At 39.2% G+C, this 19,300-nt stretch carries 18 protein-coding genes and 1 pseudogene; 7 read left to right on the forward strand and 12 right to left on the reverse strand.

From position 1 onward, the window contains the following. Positions 1-46 precede the first annotated feature (46 nt). The 4 genes from pckA to NST46_RS19200 all read left to right on the forward strand — a co-directional run bounded on the left by pckA (position 47) and on the right by NST46_RS19200 (position 4,626). Positions 47-1,633: a phosphoenolpyruvate carboxykinase (ATP) gene (gene pckA, locus NST46_RS19185; RefSeq protein WP_303447888.1), complete on the forward strand. Its 1,587-nt coding sequence runs from the start codon at positions 47-49 to the stop codon at positions 1,631-1,633. Between the two features lie 399 nt (positions 1,634-2,032). Continuing rightward, positions 2,033-3,022, forward strand: a complete 990-nt coding sequence (locus NST46_RS19190) for an ABC transporter substrate-binding protein (RefSeq protein WP_251661361.1) — start codon at positions 2,033-2,035, stop codon at positions 3,020-3,022. A gap of 13 nt (positions 3,023-3,035) precedes the next feature. Next, positions 3,036-3,833 carry an ABC transporter ATP-binding protein gene (locus tag NST46_RS19195; protein ID WP_118888818.1) on the forward strand — a complete coding sequence of 266 codons (798 nt, stop codon included), beginning with the start codon at positions 3,036-3,038 and terminating at the stop codon, positions 3,831-3,833. Next, entirely contained in the window at positions 3,826-4,626 is an 801-nt protein-coding gene (locus NST46_RS19200) for an ABC transporter permease (protein WP_095309153.1), read from the forward strand. Before NST46_RS19195 ends, NST46_RS19200 begins: the two co-directional genes overlap by 8 nt. A gap of 179 nt (positions 4,627-4,805) precedes the next feature. Here the strand turns inward: NST46_RS19200 and ytkD are convergent, their stop codons facing one another. The 9 genes from ytkD to NST46_RS19245 all read right to left on the reverse strand — a co-directional run bounded on the left by ytkD (position 4,806) and on the right by NST46_RS19245 (position 14,931). Next, on the reverse strand, positions 4,806-5,279 hold the full coding sequence (gene ytkD, locus NST46_RS19205) for an RNA deprotection pyrophosphohydrolase (RefSeq protein WP_095309155.1): 474 nt from the start codon (positions 5,277-5,279) through the stop codon (positions 4,806-4,808). Positions 5,280-5,565: 286 nt separating this feature from the next. Continuing rightward, complete coding sequence (locus NST46_RS19210; RefSeq protein ID WP_095309157.1) at positions 5,566-6,126, reverse strand: hypothetical protein; 561 nt, start codon at positions 6,124-6,126, stop codon at positions 5,566-5,568. Positions 6,127-6,280: 154 nt separating this feature from the next. Next, the gene (locus NST46_RS19215; protein WP_303447890.1) at positions 6,281-6,601 is read right to left on the reverse strand and encodes a hydrolase; all 321 of its coding nucleotides are present in this window, start codon (positions 6,599-6,601) and stop codon (positions 6,281-6,283) included. A 95-nt stretch (positions 6,602-6,696) separates the two neighbouring features. Further along, on the reverse strand, positions 6,697-8,310 hold the full coding sequence (locus NST46_RS19220) for a mechanosensitive ion channel (RefSeq protein ID WP_341137603.1): 1,614 nt from the start codon (positions 8,308-8,310) through the stop codon (positions 6,697-6,699). Between the two features lie 79 nt (positions 8,311-8,389). Continuing rightward, positions 8,390-9,829 carry an o-succinylbenzoate--CoA ligase gene (locus NST46_RS19225; protein ID WP_303447892.1) on the reverse strand — a complete coding sequence of 480 codons (1,440 nt, stop codon included), beginning with the start codon at positions 9,827-9,829 and terminating at the stop codon, positions 8,390-8,392. Between the two features lie 117 nt (positions 9,830-9,946). Beyond that, a complete protein-coding gene (menB, locus tag NST46_RS19230; protein WP_095309165.1) occupies positions 9,947-10,765 on the reverse strand; it encodes a 1,4-dihydroxy-2-naphthoyl-CoA synthase in 819 nt (272 codons plus the stop codon). A 211-nt stretch (positions 10,766-10,976) separates the two neighbouring features. Continuing rightward, positions 10,977-11,792 (reverse strand): 2-succinyl-6-hydroxy-2,4-cyclohexadiene-1-carboxylate synthase, encoded by an 816-nt coding sequence (gene menH / locus NST46_RS19235; protein WP_341137604.1) that lies wholly within the window; start codon positions 11,790-11,792, stop codon positions 10,977-10,979. Continuing rightward, entirely contained in the window at positions 11,785-13,539 is a 1,755-nt protein-coding gene (menD, locus tag NST46_RS19240) for a 2-succinyl-5-enolpyruvyl-6-hydroxy-3-cyclohexene-1-carboxylic-acid synthase (protein ID WP_303447896.1), read from the reverse strand. The genes menH and menD overlap by 8 nt, the downstream gene beginning before the upstream one ends. Positions 13,540-13,545: 6 nt before the next feature. Further along, a complete protein-coding gene (locus tag NST46_RS19245; protein ID WP_303447897.1) occupies positions 13,546-14,931 on the reverse strand; it encodes an isochorismate synthase in 1,386 nt (461 codons plus the stop codon). A 272-nt stretch (positions 14,932-15,203) separates the two neighbouring features. Here NST46_RS19245 and NST46_RS19250 point away from each other — a divergent pair, with 272 nt between their 5' ends. Both NST46_RS19250 and NST46_RS19255 read left to right on the forward strand, forming a co-directional pair. After that, entirely contained in the window at positions 15,204-16,139 is a 936-nt protein-coding gene (locus tag NST46_RS19250; protein ID WP_118888810.1) for a 1,4-dihydroxy-2-naphthoate polyprenyltransferase, read from the forward strand. A 127-nt stretch (positions 16,140-16,266) separates the two neighbouring features. After that, positions 16,267-16,620, forward strand: coding sequence for a hypothetical protein (locus tag NST46_RS19255; protein ID WP_118888809.1), 354 nt, complete (start codon positions 16,267-16,269; stop codon positions 16,618-16,620). 106 nt (positions 16,621-16,726) lie between these two features. On the opposite strand, the gene NST46_RS19260 is transcribed toward NST46_RS19255, so the two are convergent. Next, positions 16,727-17,167 (reverse strand): cell wall hydrolase, encoded by a 441-nt coding sequence (locus tag NST46_RS19260; RefSeq protein WP_341137605.1) that lies wholly within the window; start codon positions 17,165-17,167, stop codon positions 16,727-16,729. Positions 17,168-17,351: 184 nt separating this feature from the next. Here NST46_RS19260 and NST46_RS19265 point away from each other — a divergent pair, with 184 nt between their 5' ends. After that, positions 17,352-17,510, forward strand: coding sequence for a hypothetical protein (locus NST46_RS19265; protein WP_168927280.1), 159 nt, complete (start codon positions 17,352-17,354; stop codon positions 17,508-17,510). A 242-nt stretch (positions 17,511-17,752) separates the two neighbouring features. Here NST46_RS19265 and NST46_RS19270 read toward each other — a convergent pair. Then, a pseudogene (locus NST46_RS19270) lies at positions 17,753-18,356 on the reverse strand (HD domain-containing protein). Between the two features lie 138 nt (positions 18,357-18,494). Further along, a complete protein-coding gene (locus NST46_RS19275) occupies positions 18,495-19,298 on the reverse strand; it encodes a nucleotidyltransferase domain-containing protein (RefSeq protein ID WP_341137606.1) in 804 nt (267 codons plus the stop codon). Between the last annotated feature and the right edge of the window lie 2 nt (positions 19,299-19,300).

A 19,300-nucleotide genomic window follows, 5' to 3' on the forward strand; every position in this document is an offset into this window, starting at 1 on the left:
GTTGTCACAAACGTATAAAATCCTTAAAAAGGCAGGAGATAATGACATGAAAACGGTGGAGAGATCATTAATTAAAGAGTTAAATGAACACAATAATATGCATATTAATTTGTCGGTAGCACAATTAGTAGAAAAAATTTTACGTTATCAAGAAGGAAGTCTTACTTCTACGGGTGCAATTCGAGCAACTACTGGAAAATATACTGGGCGTTCTCCCGAAGATAAATTTATTGTAAAAGATGAGGTTTGTACAGATTTTGTTGACTGGGGAAAGGTAAACCGTCCAATCGAAGAAAAAGTATTTGATAATCTTTACAGAAAAGTAATAGATTATTTAAAAGAAAAAGATGAACTTTATCAGTTTCAAGGGTTTGCTGGTGCGGATAAAAATTATCGCCTGCCAATTCAAGTCATCAATGAATACGCATGGCATAATCTTTTCTCACGTCAATTGTTTATCACGCCAACAGATGAAGAGTTAGAAAATCACCAAGCAGAGTTTACTGTTGTTTCTGCTCCAAATTTCAAAGCAGATCCAGCTGTCGATGGAACAAATTCGGAAACATTTATCTTAATCTCCTTTAAGAAACGTGTTGTTTTAATTGGAGGTACTGAATATGCCGGTGAAATAAAAAAATCTATCTTCTCAGTGATGAACTACTTGCTGCCAAAGCGAGATGTTTTGTCCATGCATTGCTCAGCAAATGTTGGTCTAGAAGGTGATGTAGCCCTGTTCTTCGGCCTTTCCGGCACAGGAAAAACAACATTATCCGCTGATCCTTACCGCCGTCTAATTGGAGATGATGAGCATGGCTGGAGCCCGAATGGCGTGTTCAATATTGAAGGTGGATGCTATGCAAAATGTATTAACCTATCGGAGGAAAAAGAACCCCAAATTTTCAATGCCATTCGCTATGGTTCTGTACTCGAAAATGTCGTTTTAAATGAAAAATCACGAATTCCTGATTATGATGATACGACATTAACAGAGAATACGCGTGCTGCATACCCGCTTGAGAATATTGATAACATTGTGTCACCAAGCGTTGCTGGCCATCCAAATACAATCATCTTTTTAACAGCAGATGCTTCTGGGACACTGCCGCCAATCAGTAAATTAACGAAAGAGCAAGCAATGTATCATTTTCTAAGCGGCTATACGAGCAAACTTGCAGGTACAGAGCGCGGGGTAACAGAACCGCAAGCAACTTTCTCAGCATGCTTTGGCTCTCCTTTCCTACCTTTGGCACCAGCAAAATATGCTGAAATGCTAGGTGAAAAAATTGATATGTACAATTCAAATGTGTTCCTAGTTAATACTGGCTGGACTGGCGGATCTTACGGTGTTGGAAACCGTATGAAGCTATCCTATACGCGTGCAATGATTCACTCTGCTCTAGAAGGCGAGCTGAATTCAATGGAAACTGTAAAAGATGAAATTTTCGGATTAGAAATTCCAATGCATGTTCCAGGAGTTCCAGATGAAGTACTCATTCCGAAGAAAACATGGAATGATCAAACAGCATATGAGGAGACGGCAAAATCACTAGCATTAAAATTCCATGAGAATTTCAAAAAATTCAATAATGCAAGTGATGCAATTAAAGAAGCCGGCCCGGTTTACCAAGGGTAATAATTCTGTTTACTCATCCCAAAAGGATTTTATTTATATGAGTGGAGTCAGTATCAGCATCATGCTGATAGCCAGCCTGTTTTTATGGGCTGGCTTTTTATGTTCCTCCCTCCAATTTTTACTTATAACCGATAGATCGATTTCCCCCTTTGACTATAACTGTATATTTCGGATTTTTGCTCCATTTTACACACGCTATTCTATTGCCCAGGTTATTAGTCCAGACCCATGCACTAAGGCTCTGTAACCTTAAAAACCCGCACCACTATACTTAAATCTGCAGTTTCAAAACCTTTACTATTCCCTCTCGCCCTCACCTCAACTAGGCATTCACACATTTTCCAGTTTCGCATAAACTGTGTTGATAAATGATCACGTATTCTGAAAGGAACGAAACGCATGAGAAAAATTAAATTGATTGCTGTTGTAACAGTTGTTTTCCTCATTTTCCTTTCTGCTTGTAATTCAGCGCAGACAACTAAAATCAGCTTAGCAGAGGTCACTCGCTCCCTCTTTTATGCACCACAATATGTAGCGCTCGAGAAAGGTTTTTTTGAGGAAGAAGGACTGGAGGTAGAACTTCAGACAACATGGGGTGGAGATACGACAATGACGGCACTTCTTTCTGGTGGAGCGGATATCGCGCTCGTCGGGTCGGAGACTTCCATCTATGTGTATGCACAGGACTCTAAAGATTATGCGATTAACTTTGCACAGTTAACCCAGACAGACGGGACATTTTTAGTGGCAAAGGAGCCACAACCTGATTTTGAGTGGGAAGATTTAGAGGGTAGTAACTTTTTAGGACAGCGTGTTGGCGGGATGCCACAGATGGTTGGTGAATTTGTATTAAAGAATCATGGCATTGATCCACATGCGGATTTAGATCTCGTACAGAATATTGATTTTGCCAATATCCCTGGAGCATTTTCATCTGGTGATTATGAGTATGTCCAGCTATTTGAACCGACCGCTAGTATTTTAGAGAAAGAAGGTCAGGGACATATTGTTGCATCCTTTGGAGAAGAATCCGGTACAGTTCCATACACGGTATTCATGACGAAACAGAGCTTCATGGAAGAAAATGACGAGGCAGTTGAGAAATTCACCCGTGCGATTTATAAAGCTCAAGACTGGGTCGCGGAAAACAGTGCAGAAGAAATTGCTGAAGTTATTGAGCCTTATTTTGAAGACACAGATCTGGATATGCTTGCTGCATCGATTGATCGTTATAAAAGCCAGGATTCCTTCGCGATCGATCCAATTTTAGATGAAGAAGAATGGGAAAATTTAAAATCAATTATGGATGAAGCTGGTGAGCTTCCAGCAGATGTTCCATACACTGATTTAGTGAACACAGATTACGCTGAAAGAGTTATGTCTGATTAAAGGAGGAGATTTTGTGTCATTTCTGACGTTGGACCATGTCTCCCATCATTACTTTTCTAAAGAAAGCTATACAAAAGCAATTGACAACATTTCCATAGCGGTTAAAGAAGGTGAGTTTATTTCCCTGCTTGGTCCGAGTGGCTGTGGTAAATCCACGCTCTTATCCATTATTGCAGGGATTATCCAACAAACAGAAGGTACGGTTTCACTTCAAGGGAAATCAACTGCCGAATCTGAGATGGAAATTGGCTATATGCTTCAGCAGGATTATTTATTCCCATGGAAAACAATCCTGGATAATGTCTTACTTGGACCGAAAGTCAATCATACGCTGTCAGATGAATTGAAGAAAAAGGCGATTCAGCTATTAAAAGAGGTTGGACTGAAGGATGTTGAGATGAAATATCCGAGTGAGCTTTCTGGGGGAATGCGTCAACGTGTAGCATTAGTCCGCACTCTGATTAATAATCCAAAGATTCTGTTGCTTGACGAACCATTTTCTGCACTGGACTACCAGACAAAGCTTAACTTAGAGGATTTAGTTTCCGATTTGTTAAAAAGCTATCATAAAACAGCGATACTCGTTACCCATGATATTGGCGAAGCAATTGCAATGAGTGATCGAATCTTTATGATGAATGCCAATCCTGGATCCATCGCAAAAACTTATGAAGTTCCAATCGAGCTTCGCAATGAAGTACCATTTCTAGTAAGAAGACATCCAAAATATCAACTTATCTTTGATAAAATATGGGATGCTCTTGAATCAAAAGAATCACAGCAAAAGGTGGTGGATATTCCAGATGAATGATCACCACTTATTTGAAAATTACAAACGTGGATTAAAACGAGAGAAAAAGATAGTGCTCTTTTGGCAGCTTACCATTCTCCTTTCATTTTTCTCACTTTGGGAAATTGCTAGTCGCCTGTACTGGATTGATCCGCTTCTTTTCAGTTCACCAAGCAGCGTATTTGAATTACTTGTCACACGATTTGCAAATGGTTCGATTTTCAATCACTTACAAGTAACCTTGTTTGAAACCATTCTCGGGTTTATTATAGGGACAATAGGTGGAATTCTCATTGCAATCTCACTATGGTCATCTGCACGATTTGCTAAAATTATGGGTCCCTATCTCGTCGTACTAAATGCAATGCCTAAGGTTGCATTGGGACCAATCCTCATTGTTGCACTTGGTCCTGGTTATTTATCCATTATTGCAATGGGATTTATTATTTCTGTTATTGTCACTACACTCGTCGTCTACTCTGCATTTAACGAAGTGGATCCAAATTATGAGAAAGTGCTCCGAAGCTTTGGAGCAACAAGATGGCAATGTTTTAAGGAAGCAATTTTTCCAGCGGCAATGCCAGCAATGATTTCTACCCTTAAAGTAAATGTGGGACTTTCTTGGGTAGGTGTTATTGTTGGGGAATATCTTGTTTCCAAGCAAGGACTTGGCTATTTGATTATTTACGGATTCCAAGTATTTGATTTCACCCTTGTTATGTCAAGTCTCGTTATTATTGCGATACTGGCAGCTATTATGTATAAGGTTGTGGAGAAATTAGAACGATGGTTAATTCGCAATCGAAACACATAGCAAGTTTTGCTGTGTGTTTCTTATTTTTTGGGTTCGTTAAAGGGATTCTTAGAAAGTGTATTTTGCTTTCTAAGAATCCCTTTATATTTTGGCGTGCAAAGCTTTAGGCGAATTTCTTAGTTGCACTAATGCAGATCTGCCTATATAAAGAAGATCAAACCATCAGATTTAATCTCCCTTTACTTGACTTTATGATGTTTCAAATAATCCATACAGTTTTCCAGTACGCCATCTTTCATTATAAAACTATATTTCTTCATTTGCTTTACTCTATTCGGGATAAATTTTAACAAAACTGGCCCTTCTGTTTCATAGTAGGTTTCTTGCTTTTTAAGCTCGTCCACAATCGCATAATAGACATTTTTTACGACAATATCTTTCCGACCATTCACCTTATATTGACCAATATAGCTTATCTCCTGAACTTTACCACCAGTTTCTTCCCTTACTTCTCGAATAGCAGCATCACACGCTGTTTCTCCTTCTTCTACCTTTCCACCCGGGAATTCCAATCCTCGTTCCCGATGCTTCGTCAGCAACCAATTTCCCTTGTATTTACAAATTACCCACACATGCTTAGGCTCCTGAGAAAAAGGATGATCGTCAAAGGAAAGCTTCACTTCATTGTTGTAGTAGTCTCTAAATGTTATCAAGTCATTCAACTGCCTTCTATTGTACGAAGTTCAAAAGTCCGGTAAAAATGACACATCGAGAACAGAGGACTCTCGACTAAAAACCGACACGTTCTGTGTTGTGTCGAACGCTGAAGTCAAAACATCCTATGTAAGCCCGGTACGGCTACTTCGTCTCCTCGAATTTCGAGGCATAGGATGTGCTAGCGCCAGCATTGCAACACAGCTTTTCGATGGGGCGAGTAATTACATTCCCAAGACGAGACTATACCCGACCCCGGTCTTTTTATCCTTCTTTTGAACACGTTTATACGTAAAACTGATGATAGTTAACATCTGTTATTTTCCAACCGTTATCATAGGTAAATTCAAACTCCACCTTATAATCACCATAAAGTTCTGTTGTGTTCTCCTGTATAACCTTAACGGTCGAAGCATCTACTGGTATCATATCATAATCATTTTCTTCTATAAACCATGGTGGTGTTTCAGTTGGTAAAATATACATCCCATCCGATTCTTCCAAGTAATAAAATTCAACATAGTCTTGGGCTACTTCTTTTGTAGTAACTTGCTCAAATGCCCCTAATAACTCATCTTTTGTCTGGAACCCGATAACTCTATAATCGTTATCCACATCTTGAACGAGAATATCCATAAATGTATTGGTCAGCGAAACGACATTCTCATGTGTTAAGGTCGGTTCCTGCTGGGCAATAGGTTTCTCCTTCATTTGATAGGATATCATTTTCTGTTGGTTTTCAGCATTTACATGCTCTACTTCTATTGGATTACCGAACATAATAATACATGTAAGGATTGCAATGGTTAAGCTCCACTTTAATACGCTATGCCGCTTTTTTCTCATATAAAAAGCCTCCCTGTTTTATGAATAGATAAGTTATGAAAAAATGTTTCGTGGTAAACTATTCCTTTTTTTCAAGAGGCCTAAACACATTTATTGGATTGTTCAAAAAATCTGTTGAAAAGGACACTTTTTAAAATTATATTCCATTGCTTGTCTACATATGATTATCTCCTAAAATTCCCATTCCTTCAATATGAGAGCGGCTTTGTTCATCTCCAAGCTTATAAATCATTTCAAAAACCTTTGTCATGCTATCATCATAAGCGTCATTCGATTTATCATTGTGATAAAGCATGATTGGTACATGCGCACGTACATACGTATCTAATCCAGCCTTATCCATATTATCTAGCTTTGCTCGCAGCATTGTTACTTCCTCTGTTGTAGCATAAATTGTATAGTCATCATTATTCCCATAACGTACTAGTGAAATTTCACCTGCTGGTATACATACATAATACTTTTGTTTTTCCATAAGACACCTCCTACCATTAATTTGTCTCATCTAAAGAAAATTAAACAAAAAAAGAACATCTCCAATACGTGCAGATGTTCTCTTCGAAATCCAGCTTATGGTCGCTCCGGATCGGCGTCATCAATCGTTCCTTCTGTATATTTTGTTGGATTAACTTCTGTATCTACGATGTCATCCTCTGCTTGACGATTGCTTTTTTCTTTTACAATCGTTTCATCAATAGTTTTATCAAACTTGCGCAAGTACTTAGCAGCAAAGTCTTTTCCCCCTAAACCAAATGCAAGGCCGAATGCCAACGCAAGGCCACCAAGAATAAGGATAAACGCTGCATTCACAATCGCTGAGGCAATCCCTAATTGTGTTAATGCCATAAATCCTGCGAGCACAAGAATCGAATACTTCGCAAACGCAGCAAGCAGGTTAGCAGCTGGACCATCAAGTAGATTAACCAGCACTTTTTGAACGATGTTCGCTAAGATAACCGAAACACCTAATACGAGAACTGCTGCAAGCACATTCGGTAAATACGCTGTTATTGCTGCTGCAATTCCCACTAGGAAATGAAGCTCTATCAGATTTAGTGCTTGGACCGTTAAGAAAAAGACAATTAAAATTTGTACGATATACCCTGCAATTGCTGAAGGTGTCATTCTGTTGTCAGAAATGCTTTTTCCACCAATATGCAGTTGTGAAGCTAGCCGGTTGAAACCTAGACGTTGTAAGTAATTTTCAACAAATCCACCAATTAGTTTTCCTAACCAGATACCTACAAGAATGAGGGCTATGGCTATCAATATACTCGGAATCATCGTCATAACCGTATGCAGCATAGCAATTGCTGGGTCCGTAATACCTCTTAGCTCTAATTGTTCCAATGCAGCAATCGCAATTGGAATCATAATGACAATAAATACGACTTGCCCTACAAATGCTGCAAAGCTTGTTCCTTCAAAAAGCCTGGAAAGTTTTAAACGATTCATTAGCTTCTCTGAACCAACAGCTAGAAAGAGATTTGTAACAATGTTTTTCACTATTTTTGCGACAAACCAACCAACAGCAAAAATAATTGCAGCAGCAACTAACTTTGGAATGAATACAAGAATGGAAGATAGCAGCCCACTAAACGGCTCTGCAACTCCATGAATATTTAGTGCATCCAGCACACCTGGAATGAAAAGTAATAGTAATAAGTAAAAGGCAATATTGCCGAGTGTATCTATATATTTTTTAATTTCCGATTCTGTTTTTGCGATTTTCAACTTGAAAAACAGATGCTGCAAGTTAAGCTTTTTACTGCCCTGAACAATAAGCCATCTAGCAATGCTAGCAATAATCCACGCAAAAAGAAGAATTAACGCTGCAGCTAAAACTGCTGGGATTATACTCAGGAACGTGGATATCAAGTCAGAAAGTGGATTTGCAATCATATTCAGATTAAGCACATTAAAGAACAAGATAAATACAATCAAGAGAAGTATGTAATATACGACTTTCCCAATTACCTTCTCTGATTTTATTTCTTTATCACTCATACGAAACTTATGAATTAATTTATCGTCCCAATCGGTTTTGGAACATGCTTTTTCAACGGCATTTCCGATTGCTTTAGCAATAAGCCAACCAACCAGCAATATAATAAGAGCTACAACAAAATTTTGTAAACCCTGCATAAAGCTTGATGTAACATACTGATCCATAAAGTTATCCATAAAACAAATGCTCCCTTCCAGAATTTAATAATATATACCATAAGGGAGCAATCTTTAAACCTAATCTTTTATTAGTAAATTAATGGTTTAACTTGTTACGTACTAGTTTATTGCTTGCATTCCTTGGGAGATCATTGACAAAATAAAACTCCTTCGGTTGCTTATATTTAGCTAGACGTGTTTGGAGGTATTCTTTAATTTCTTCAATAGTTACATCCATCTCTTTCACGATAAAAGCAATTGGGACCTGTCCCCACTTGTCGTCCGATTTTCCAGTAACACCGGCTTCTTTAATTTGCTTCATCCCACTTAAAACACCTTCAATTTCCGAGGGGTAAATATTTTCCCCACCCGAAATAATTAAGTCCTTTCTACGATCCACGACATATAAATAGCCGTCTTCATCTAAATAGCCTAAATCACCTGTCGCTAGCCATCCCGCTTGAAACGATTCTTCATTTGCAGATTGCTTATGATAATATCCCTTGGTCACCATTGGACCTTTTACAAGAATCTCCCCAATTGAATCATCTGCTTGTGTTTCAATTTTAAGCTGGGCTGGAAATAATGCCTTCCCTGCAGAACCGAGCTTTTCCAGAGCATCCGTTGGACTCAGTGTAACGATTTGGGAAGCCGTTTCTGTCATGCCATAAGACTGAAAAACTGGCACGTTTTTTTCCTTTGCTCGCTCTAATAAAGCTTTTGGCGCTGGACCACCACCAAGCAGTATACAACGTAATTCCTTCGGATAGCTTGCTTTGCCAAGCTCATCGAGGAGTCGTTGAACCATCATTGTAACGACCGAAACAATTGTCACACCCTTTTCCATTAATGCGTAGTGAACTGCCTTCACATCAAATTTTTCTAGTAAGTAAATCGGCATCCCGTATATTACACTCTTTATCGAGGTTGATAAACCACTCACATGAAAAATCGGCAGTGGAATTAACCATTTATCACGCTTGTCAAGGCCAAGATTTAGAGCAGAGCCCATTGCACTCCACCAATGATTCCCATATGTATGTACAACACCTTTCGGAAACCCGGTCGTTCCTGATGTATACATAATTGTAAAAATAGCATCTAAATTCAGTTCGGTCTCTAATATCGCCTTCTTCTCTGGCAATACATCAATATCGGAAAAGGAATGGATTTTTTCTACTTGCAGCATGGAAGCTTGCTCTTTTAACGAATCTGCTGTTAAAAGGAAAGTAGCATTTGCATCCTTCAGCTGATAATTTAATTCATCATTCGTCAGTCTTGTATTGAGTAGAACACCAACTGCACCAAGATAGCTTAATGCATGAATCGCATTCAACATCGGAATTTGATTCGTGGAGAGGATCCCAACATGACTTCCTTTTTCAATTCCAAGATATGTTAATTTTCGAGCAAAACGCTGACTGCTTTCTCTTAGCTCATTAAATGTAACCATCGTACCGTCGTCCATTTCAATTGCTGGATGGTCTGGTGATAAGTCTGCTTGTTTCGTTAACCAATGCGGAATCGTATCCGTCATTTTTCATTCTCCTTAACTACATTATTTCAGCATGTTTCGCTCTCTGAACAACCTCTATCACATAAAGTGAAAAACCTTTGCCATTAGAAGCAAAGGTTTTGTACGATTAAACACCGATCAAGGGAAACGCGGGAACTGTTTGAAGTTTGGCTTTCTTTTTTCTTTGAAAGCATCGCGTCCTTCTTTTGCTTCATCTGTTGTGTAATAAAGCAATGTAGCATCTCCACCAAGCTGTTGTAATCCAGCAAGTCCATCTGTATCTGCGTTAAAGGATGCTTTTAGGAAGCGTAGTGCTGTCGGTGATTTTTCTAAAATTTCTTCACACCATTGTAATGTTTCTTCTTCTAACTTTTCAAGTGGTACGACAGTATTCACCATCCCCATTTCATATGCTTCTTCTGCATTATACTGGCGACATAGGTACCAGATTTCACGAGCACGCTTATGACCAACCATACGCGCAAGGTAGCCTGCGCCATATCCTGCATCAAAGCTTCCTACTTTCGGACCAGTTTGGCCGAAGATTGCATTGTCTGCAGCGATTGTTAAATCACACACAACGTGCAATACATGTCCGCCACCGATTGCATACCCTGAAACCATAGCAATTACCGGCTTTGGAATCGTACGAATTAAACGTTGTAAATCAAGCACATTTAATCGTGGAATTGTATCTGTTCCAACGTAACCGCCATGTCCACGAACGGATTGGTCTCCGCCTGAACAAAATGCTTTATCTCCTTCACCAGCTAAAAGAATAACGCCAATTTCAGAATCATCACGAGCATCCGAAAATGCATGAATCATTTCCTGTACGGTTAATGGTGTAAATGCATTACGCTTATGCGGGCGATTAATCGAGACCTTCGCAATTCCATTATATTTTTCATAAATAATTTCTTCATATTCTCTTACTTTTTCCCACTGCACTGTCATATTAAATCCTCCTTGAAAATTACTGCTAAAAGTGTTTATCCCTTCCTTTTAATCTGTAACCGAATCGATAAAGTGAACCTTCATTCAGTAAGGACCCTTCACCTACTAAATGCTAGGTACGACCTAAAGATCCTTGAACAGAGCCAGGAATTTACGGGCTGTTTTACCACCATTTTTACGCTTTGTCTTTCCAACACTTAAAGTTGGCGTATTACAGTCTGTTATGCGTGATAAACTTCCTTACTAGTTTACCAAAGATTTCAGGTTTTTCCACATGAACTGCATGTCCAGCATTATCACATATATTCATCTTACTTGATTTTAAGTGCTTCTGCATCTTTTTATTCATTGCAATAAACTTTGGATCAAGTTCTCCAACAATCAGTTTCACTGGACATTCAAAGCTTTCTAGATGACTCCACCACGGTTCTTGAGCCCCTGTTCCCATTGCACGCAATGATTGCGCCAAACCTTCTGTTGTTTGTGAAAGACGCTCACGCCGAATATCTTCCTGCACTTTGGACGGGAGGCTTTTTTGAGATACAAATAATGGGATATCCTGCCAATAATCAACAAATGCTTGTACGCCATCCCGCTCAATTCGTTCGGCTAACTTTTCATCAGCCTCCATTCGCAGACGTCGCTCTGATTCGTCTGCTATGCCTGGTGAAGCACTTTCCAATATTAACGATTGAATCATTGCAGGGTAGTTTAATGCATAGGATAATGCCGTTCGTCCTCCCATTGAATAACCAACTAAATGGATTTTTTCTAATCCAAGAAATTGAAATAACGCATGTAGATCTGTACAGCACATTTCCATTGTTCTAACGTGGGAAGCCTGTGTCTTTCCATGCCCTGGCAGATCAATGGCGATAATTTGATAGCCTGATCCGAAGGCGCTTTTCACATGCTGCCATGTCTTTGTGCTCCCTGTAAATCCATGAAGCATGACGATCGGGGTCCCTTCTCCATCTACTTCATACCAATACGTCGCTTGACCAATCGTGTGATACAATTTACCCATCCCAATCCTGCAAGATTTCCTTTTCAATTGCATTCCATTTTTCTTGATGCCATGTCACATTTTCTGTACGATCTGTTTTAATTTCAATAACAGAAAGTCCTTCATGCAGGTAACTTGCAGCAAGCAGCTCCTTCAAGTGGTCTTCTGTCATTGCTTGCATATATTCACCACCATACATTTCAATCGCCTTTTTAAATTCAATATCGACTGGTGTTCCAAATAACGCTTCAAAATGCCTCTTATCATTGGACTGTGGTAAAAACGAGAAAATGCCGCCACCATTATTGTTAACAAGTAAAATCGTTATATTTAATTTGTAGTGCTTCGCTGCAAGCAACCCGTTCATGTCATGGAAGAACGAAAGATCACCAATTAAGAGTGTCACTGTTCTCCCTGTTGCAGCAGCTCCAACACCACTAGATACGACTCCATCGATTCCATTCGCGCCTCGGTTAGCGAGAACCTGCACCTGCTTCGGTGTTGTCATAAAAAAGGTGTCAACATCGCGTATTGCCATGCTGTTTCCTACATATAGCGTGCTTTGATCCGGTATAACTTCACAAAGACCACGTACGGCCTCTCCCTCTGTTACCTGTGACTCCTTGCCGCTTAAAAGATGTTTCTTTGAAATTTGATTCATTTCCTGCCAACGATTTAGCCAGCTCAACTCCACCTCATTTATAGATGAAGTTGCTTGTATTGCACGACACAGCATTACTGGATCAGCAAAGATAAACTCCGTCCTATTTCCCGCAGGCTCTCGATAACCGCTGCTTCCCTCAACAATGTATTGTTTCACATGTGCATGCTCTTTCACATAAAAAAGATATGCCTTCGAAACTGGCATTGCACCGAAACGGATAATATAATCAGGTTCCAACTGTTCTCGTATCGTTTTGTTTCTTAGAAAAGCATCATATGCTTCAATCACATGATCCTTCTCATGGCTCCCAGCGCGGACTTGAGACAATGGATCGGCTAAAACCGGAAGCCTCCATTTCAATGCGAGTTCCGTAATCACTTGAGCAAATCGCTTATCTGTTTGTGGACCACAGACAATAAGTCCTTTTTTTCCATCAGCCAGTTTCTGAACAAGCTGTTCTATCTGCTGCTCGGATAAACGCTTCTCACCGTCCATAAAAGTATTAACGGTTTGCATTTCATCTGTCGCATCAGGGTTTTCCCATATGTTTTCCAATGAAAAGTCGGGTGTAAGCGGCTCACGAAACGGAAAATTCAAGTGGACAGGGCCTGGGTTTCCCTCGTTTGCCATATACACTGCACGAGCCGCTTTATTACGTGCGTAACTGAGCATATTTGGTGTTGCTTCAGGAAGTGCCATCTCATGAAACCACTTTGGATAGTCTCCGTAAAGCTTTAATTGCTCAATTGCTTGTGGTGCCCCAACATCACGCAACTCATGGGGCCGATCTGCTGTTAAAACAATTAATGGCACCCTACTATAGTAAGCTTCAACAATTGCTGGAAAATAATTCGCTGCTGCTGTACCGGACGTACAGACAAGCGCAACCGGTCGATCCAATTGTTTCGCAATTCCCATTGCAAAGAAAGCAGCTGACCGTTCATCAACGATAACCCATTCTTTGATATCAGGATGCTCTGTAAAGGTTAATGCAAGTGGAGTAGAACGCGATCCCGGCGAAATAACCACATCGATTACTCCACTTTTTACAATTTCATCAACTACATTAGCTGTATAACGTGTTAATTTTTCAATATGATCCATTGACTTTTATCCTCCTAAAACGGTAAGCATAGGAAGAAGCTTAATTTTTGTTTCTTCATACTCACTTTGTGGATCTGAATCTTTCACTACTCCACAACCTGCAAAAAGCGATGCCTGATTCTTTTGGATTAGTGCCGAACGAATTGCAACCGCAAATTCTCCATTATTAGAGCTGTCCATCCAACCGATTGGCGCGCCATACCAGCCACGGTCGAGTAATTCATGCTCCCTAATAAATGCAAGTGACTCTGCTTTTGGACTTCCGCCAAGCGCTGGAGTCGGGTGCAGTTGCTTAATAATATCTAATATTGTAAAGCCATCCCTTAGTTGTGCGGTAACCGGAGTATAAAGATGTTGTAAGTTTTTAAAAGGGCGAACAACTGGAACTTCCGGAATCGTCATCTCTGTACAATAGTCTTTTATTCCATGCTTAATCATCTGCACAACAAAATCATGCTCCTGACGATTTTTTTCATCATTCAGCAGCGCTTCACTAATTTTCATGTCTTCTTCTTCCGTTTTGCCACGTGGTGCAGTTCCTGCCAGACAAGTTGATAAAAGCTTGTTTTTCTCCACTTTAACAAGTCTTTCTGGGGTAGCACCAACAAAGCAATCATCCCCGATTTCATACGCAAAAATATAACTATTTGGCTGTGTCTTTAATAAATTATTTAAAATCGATGAAATCTCAGCGTGACGGTTGAATGTAAGGCGTAATTCACGAGCAAGCACGATTTTTTCCACGTGTTGGTTACGAATCTCATCTGTGGCCTGTCGAACAATATCCATCCATTTTTCAGGGTCCATTTCGCTTTCATCTACAATATGCAGTATATCATCTGGAACCTTCTGCCCCAGAAGCAATTTTTGTTCAATCTGCCTTAGTTCTTCAGCTAGTTGTTTCGCATGATCATTTTTTCTTACACATACATTTATCGTTAAATAGTACGAACTATCATATTTTGTAAGTAAAAATTCAGGAACTCTAAATTGACTGGGTCGAAATTTCTTCCATAATTCTGTCTGCGCATTTATTGGGTCAAAGGACATGCCACCAAGGGCAACAATCCCGGTTCCAGGAACCTCGTATGGATTATGGATATATGCTTCGTTTAGCATCTTGTTCCAAGCTGCTTCAATCACTTCAAATCGAGATTTATCTGCTCCCATTTCAAACGCATTGCCAACGCCTGTAAGCCAAAGCATTTGCGATGAGCTTGTCCAAAACGTACGATTTTCAAAAATATGCTTTGCCGCTTCAAAAAACTGCAGCGGATTTGTGGTCGCTATTTTTTTAGTAAAACTAACAAGTCTACGATCATCTTCTGCCTGAAGCTGCTCGATTGCTCCATTAAGCAATGATGCAAGTTGATCCTCTTTTATTTCAATCATTTATATAAACCTCCACAATGATGCTTTAAAGGTGTCATCCTTTCTATTTTATGCTATGCTCGCCAGTTTCTCAAGGAAAGCATCTAGATTTAGTTAGAAAACTTGACTTTCACCAAGCTTTAATGAATGCCTTTATACAAGACGTATAGGAATAAATCCTCCCCATCTTGCCAATATATGACACGAATAACAACTAGATGACATTGACACCCTTCTTTTATTTGCTAAAATTAGTATGATATCTATTGATAATTTGCAGGGGGAACTATTTGATGCAATCTACAGAAAAAACAACGATTAAACATGCTTTAAATGAACGTGAAGGATTTCACGTCTGGTGGAGACTTATGCGTCCACATACACTGACAGCCTCATTTGTCCCAGTATTTGTCGGAACAATGATTGCTTTTAATGAAGGTGCGATCAATTGGCTGTTATTTTCAGCAATGCTTATTGCATCCTTGCTTATTCAAGCTGCGACGAATATGTTTAATGAATATTACGATTTTGTACGAGGGCTAGATAACGACAATTCTGTTGGTATTGGCGGGACGATCGTTCGTGATGGTATTGCTCCCAAAAAAATACGCAACTTAGCTTTCATCTTTTATGGGATATCCATTCTTATCGGAGTTTATATTTGCATCGCTTCCAGCTGGTGGATTGCCGTTATTGGTTTAATATGTATGGCTTTCGGTTATTTATATACAGGAGGACCTATTCCAATATCCTATACACCATTTGGTGAATTATTTTCTGGTGTTCTAATGGGCATGGTTATTATTGGTATTACCTATTTCATTCAAACGGGCACAGTATCACTATCCATGATTTGGATTTCAATTCCCATTACGATATTAATCGGAAACATTAATTTTTCCAATAATATTCGTGATCGTGATGGCGATAAGCTTGGCGGCAGAAAAACAATAGCAGTTCTTATCGGCAGGGAAAAATCAATCACATTGCTTGCTACATTAATGCTCGTTGCATATGGTGTTACAGCATTGCTCCTTATTACGGGTATCTTACCATTATGGTCATTATTAACATTTTTAAGTGGCTTGAAGGCGCGTGAAGCAATCCGTAAATTCCGTGGAAAACAGACAGCAATTGAAATGATGCCTGCGATGGCAGCAACTGCGAAAACAAATACCATTTATGGATTTTTATTAGGAATCTCACTGCTTCTTGCAGAGCTCATCTAACTTAACCCGTAACCATCCCATCTAGAAAACTTGGTAGCCATAAGCTCTCAGGCTGATACCATGGTTAAACTTACACAGATAGGAATGGGATATACTTGCCTCTCTGCCAACGAAAGGAAGGATGTACATGAGTAACCCACTAAGCAAAGAGAAATTGAGTTATTTTAAAGAACAGCTATTACAGCTAAAGAAAGAAACAGAAGAAGAAATTAAAGCCGAAAATAATACCGGTCCGAATGAATCGGTCGGGGAACTGGCAAATTATGATAATCACCCAGCAGATATGGGTACAGAGCAATTTGAACAACAGCTTGATGCCGGATTCGACCTCATGCTTAGAGATCGCCTCCAGGAAATTAATGATGCACTTCGTCGAATTAAAGATGGAACATATGGAATTAGTGAAAAATCAGGAAAACCGATCCCTGTTGAACGATTAGAGGCAATGCCGACTGCACGGAATTTAGTGGAGGAAGAATAATCACCCTCACCCTTCAGATATAATATCCACCAAAAGGCTCAGAGATAAAGTTCTCTGAGCCTTTTTAATTCGTTCGTCACTTCCAACTTTCCTCTCTAACATCCAGTCATCCGATGTATACACTTTCACATGTTCCAGGTGCTGGTTCATAAAAACAATGTAATTTAAACTGTCCAGAAAAAGGCTGATCATACCATGTTGGAGGGCATGGACCATATGGGTTAAAATACCACAGCGCATATTTCGCCGGGTGTTGTCTCCAATGCTTCAGATTTTGTTCCGCTAACCGTCTTTCAGAATCTCTTGCTCTTTGATAAAACATATTCCCTTTTTGAACGGCTTCAAAAGAATAATTACCACCTTGCACTTGAAAAATAACATCCTCAATGTTTCTTAAATCGTTAAAATCCGGACAATCTGCCACAACACGGTTAACGATAACATTCCCTACATAGAGCATTCCCTGTTTTCCTTCACCTTCAGCCTCTGCTCTCATCATCCTTGCCATTAAGTCAACGTCTGCATCCCGGTAAGCGATTCTTGCCATTTTACCACCTCTAGAATAAAGTATGATAGAAATGCTTGTATTAATGTCATTGTTTTGAAGAATGTTTAGGAAAATGAGGGTCATTCTGTAAAAGCAACGAATGTAATATTCAAATCATGTGGACATACTGATCGCTTTTTTGTAGATAATAAGACTGTTTCACAATATAATTAGGAGGCTCAATATGCCACAAGATCAACAAGCTAATAAGACGTTGCATTCTAGTACGAAACCAGGTTTTGCCGGGACTGACACTAAAAAAGTAAAACAAGAAATCCAAAAGGATTTGAGCGAAGGACAAGGTGCAATGACTGCCCGTGAGGCCGGAGCGATGAGAGATTAAACGTAAGTGTTTCATGTTAAAGACGAACGACAGTCAAATTAATCATAGGAAATATACGTTGACTACTACAAGTGAACAAGGTAAACAAGCATAGGTGAGACGCCACAGTGCGATAGCACAAAAGGGCTCACCAGCCGCTTCTGGATGCACGAAGTATATTTCCTAACCAGTCTTCTTCCCTCGCAAAAAGAGGAAAATCGTATTCTTGAAGTAATTTACCGGTTAGTGCAATAACAGAATTTCTATGATTGGATTAAATTATTCTTTAAATCTTTTATCTCAATGCCTTCATTTTTTAATTTTAACTCTGCTTCTTCTTCCACAATGTCTTTGAAAAGCGTTAAAATAGTATTAAATTCAGTATGCTTACCAAGCAAAAAGCTCATCTTATATTCTATATCTATCCAAGTGCTAATATCTGCCTCATTATGTTGTATTTGAGCTTCAAGTTTATCTAAGGCATTTGCAACTTTTGCTTCAAATGTTTGTTTGTTTTCAAACTCAATCCATAGATTGTACAAACTTTCCCCTAAATCACCTTTCAGTGTTCCCCTAATATTCTCTATTGCTTGCATCTCATTAAATTCTTTCTCTTTCTTTTTCTCAGCGTTTTGCATCGTATCGAACGCTGGTATCCTGCGCTTCAGCTTCAACTAAATCGTGAATTATAATCATTTTTAATAATTTTGCTATGTCAACCTTTTTCTCTAAATATGGTTCTATCAGCATCGCCATTAAAGATACTCTCCAAGTATGTTCCGCAACACTTTCCTGCCTGCCATTGGACAGCCAACTGTGTCGTAGTTCATATTTCAGTTTCTCTCCTAATTTGATAACTTGCAGAATACCTAAAAGATTTTCTCGAATATTTTGTCCTCCTCGAAGTAAAATAATAGCTGATGTGGGACCTCATCTCAACTTCATACGTTAGCGCAATAATGAACGAGCAAACATTGATTGATCTTTAGTTATTCACCCATTAATTTAATAAGAAATATTGGCTTCATGCTCAAAGTTCGCACTAGCCCACGCACCTTCAATCTTAAATAAATCATATACAGCTTCACGGTCGGTCGGCGGTTCTTCTATCCAATTTATTAGTGTACGAATAATAGGCTTTTTAGCTGGGAAATGGTGGATATAGACTTCCGCTTGCTCGTAAAGCCGTGTCGACCAAATCTGAGAACGCACCATTACCATTGAATAGTATGTGCGAATAAGTTTACGGGCGAAGTTTTGTGAAATCACTTTAAAATCTTCATCGGAAGCTGTTTTTAACCTATTTAACGTTCGACTAAGAACCTCGCAAATATCACCATTGAAGCGAATAGCTATCTCTGAGGTAAGTTTGTACGGACCAAATCGATCCCCCAAATCCTCTCCGTAGACACAAACACAAAGTTCCTTAAGAAATGCATTTTCGAAATAATTTGAGGGGTCAACCGTATAGTCGTAATATGCAATAGCTATACCAATGTCACGAACCAGTGAACGATACTTTCCAGACAATTCTCCAGTAAGTTTCTTTAATTCAGCCAACTTAACGGAACTCAGTTTACCATCAAACATAGCAATAAGGTCTAAATCTGATTTTGAAGCAACCGCTTCACCTCTTGCTACACTACCGTACACATAAACACTGTGCAATTGTTGATGAAACAAATTGCTAAGACTCTCGACAGATTCTTGAATGCAAGAAACATAGATATGATCAATTTTATCTAAACTAACATCGCTTACAATAAATCCATTAGGGTCTAGTCCGTATCCAGCTCTTAGACTAACCAATC

The organism is Oceanobacillus sp. FSL W7-1309 (genome assembly GCF_038002145.1).
GTDB lineage: Bacteria > Bacillota > Bacilli > Bacillales > Amphibacillaceae > Oceanobacillus > Oceanobacillus profundus.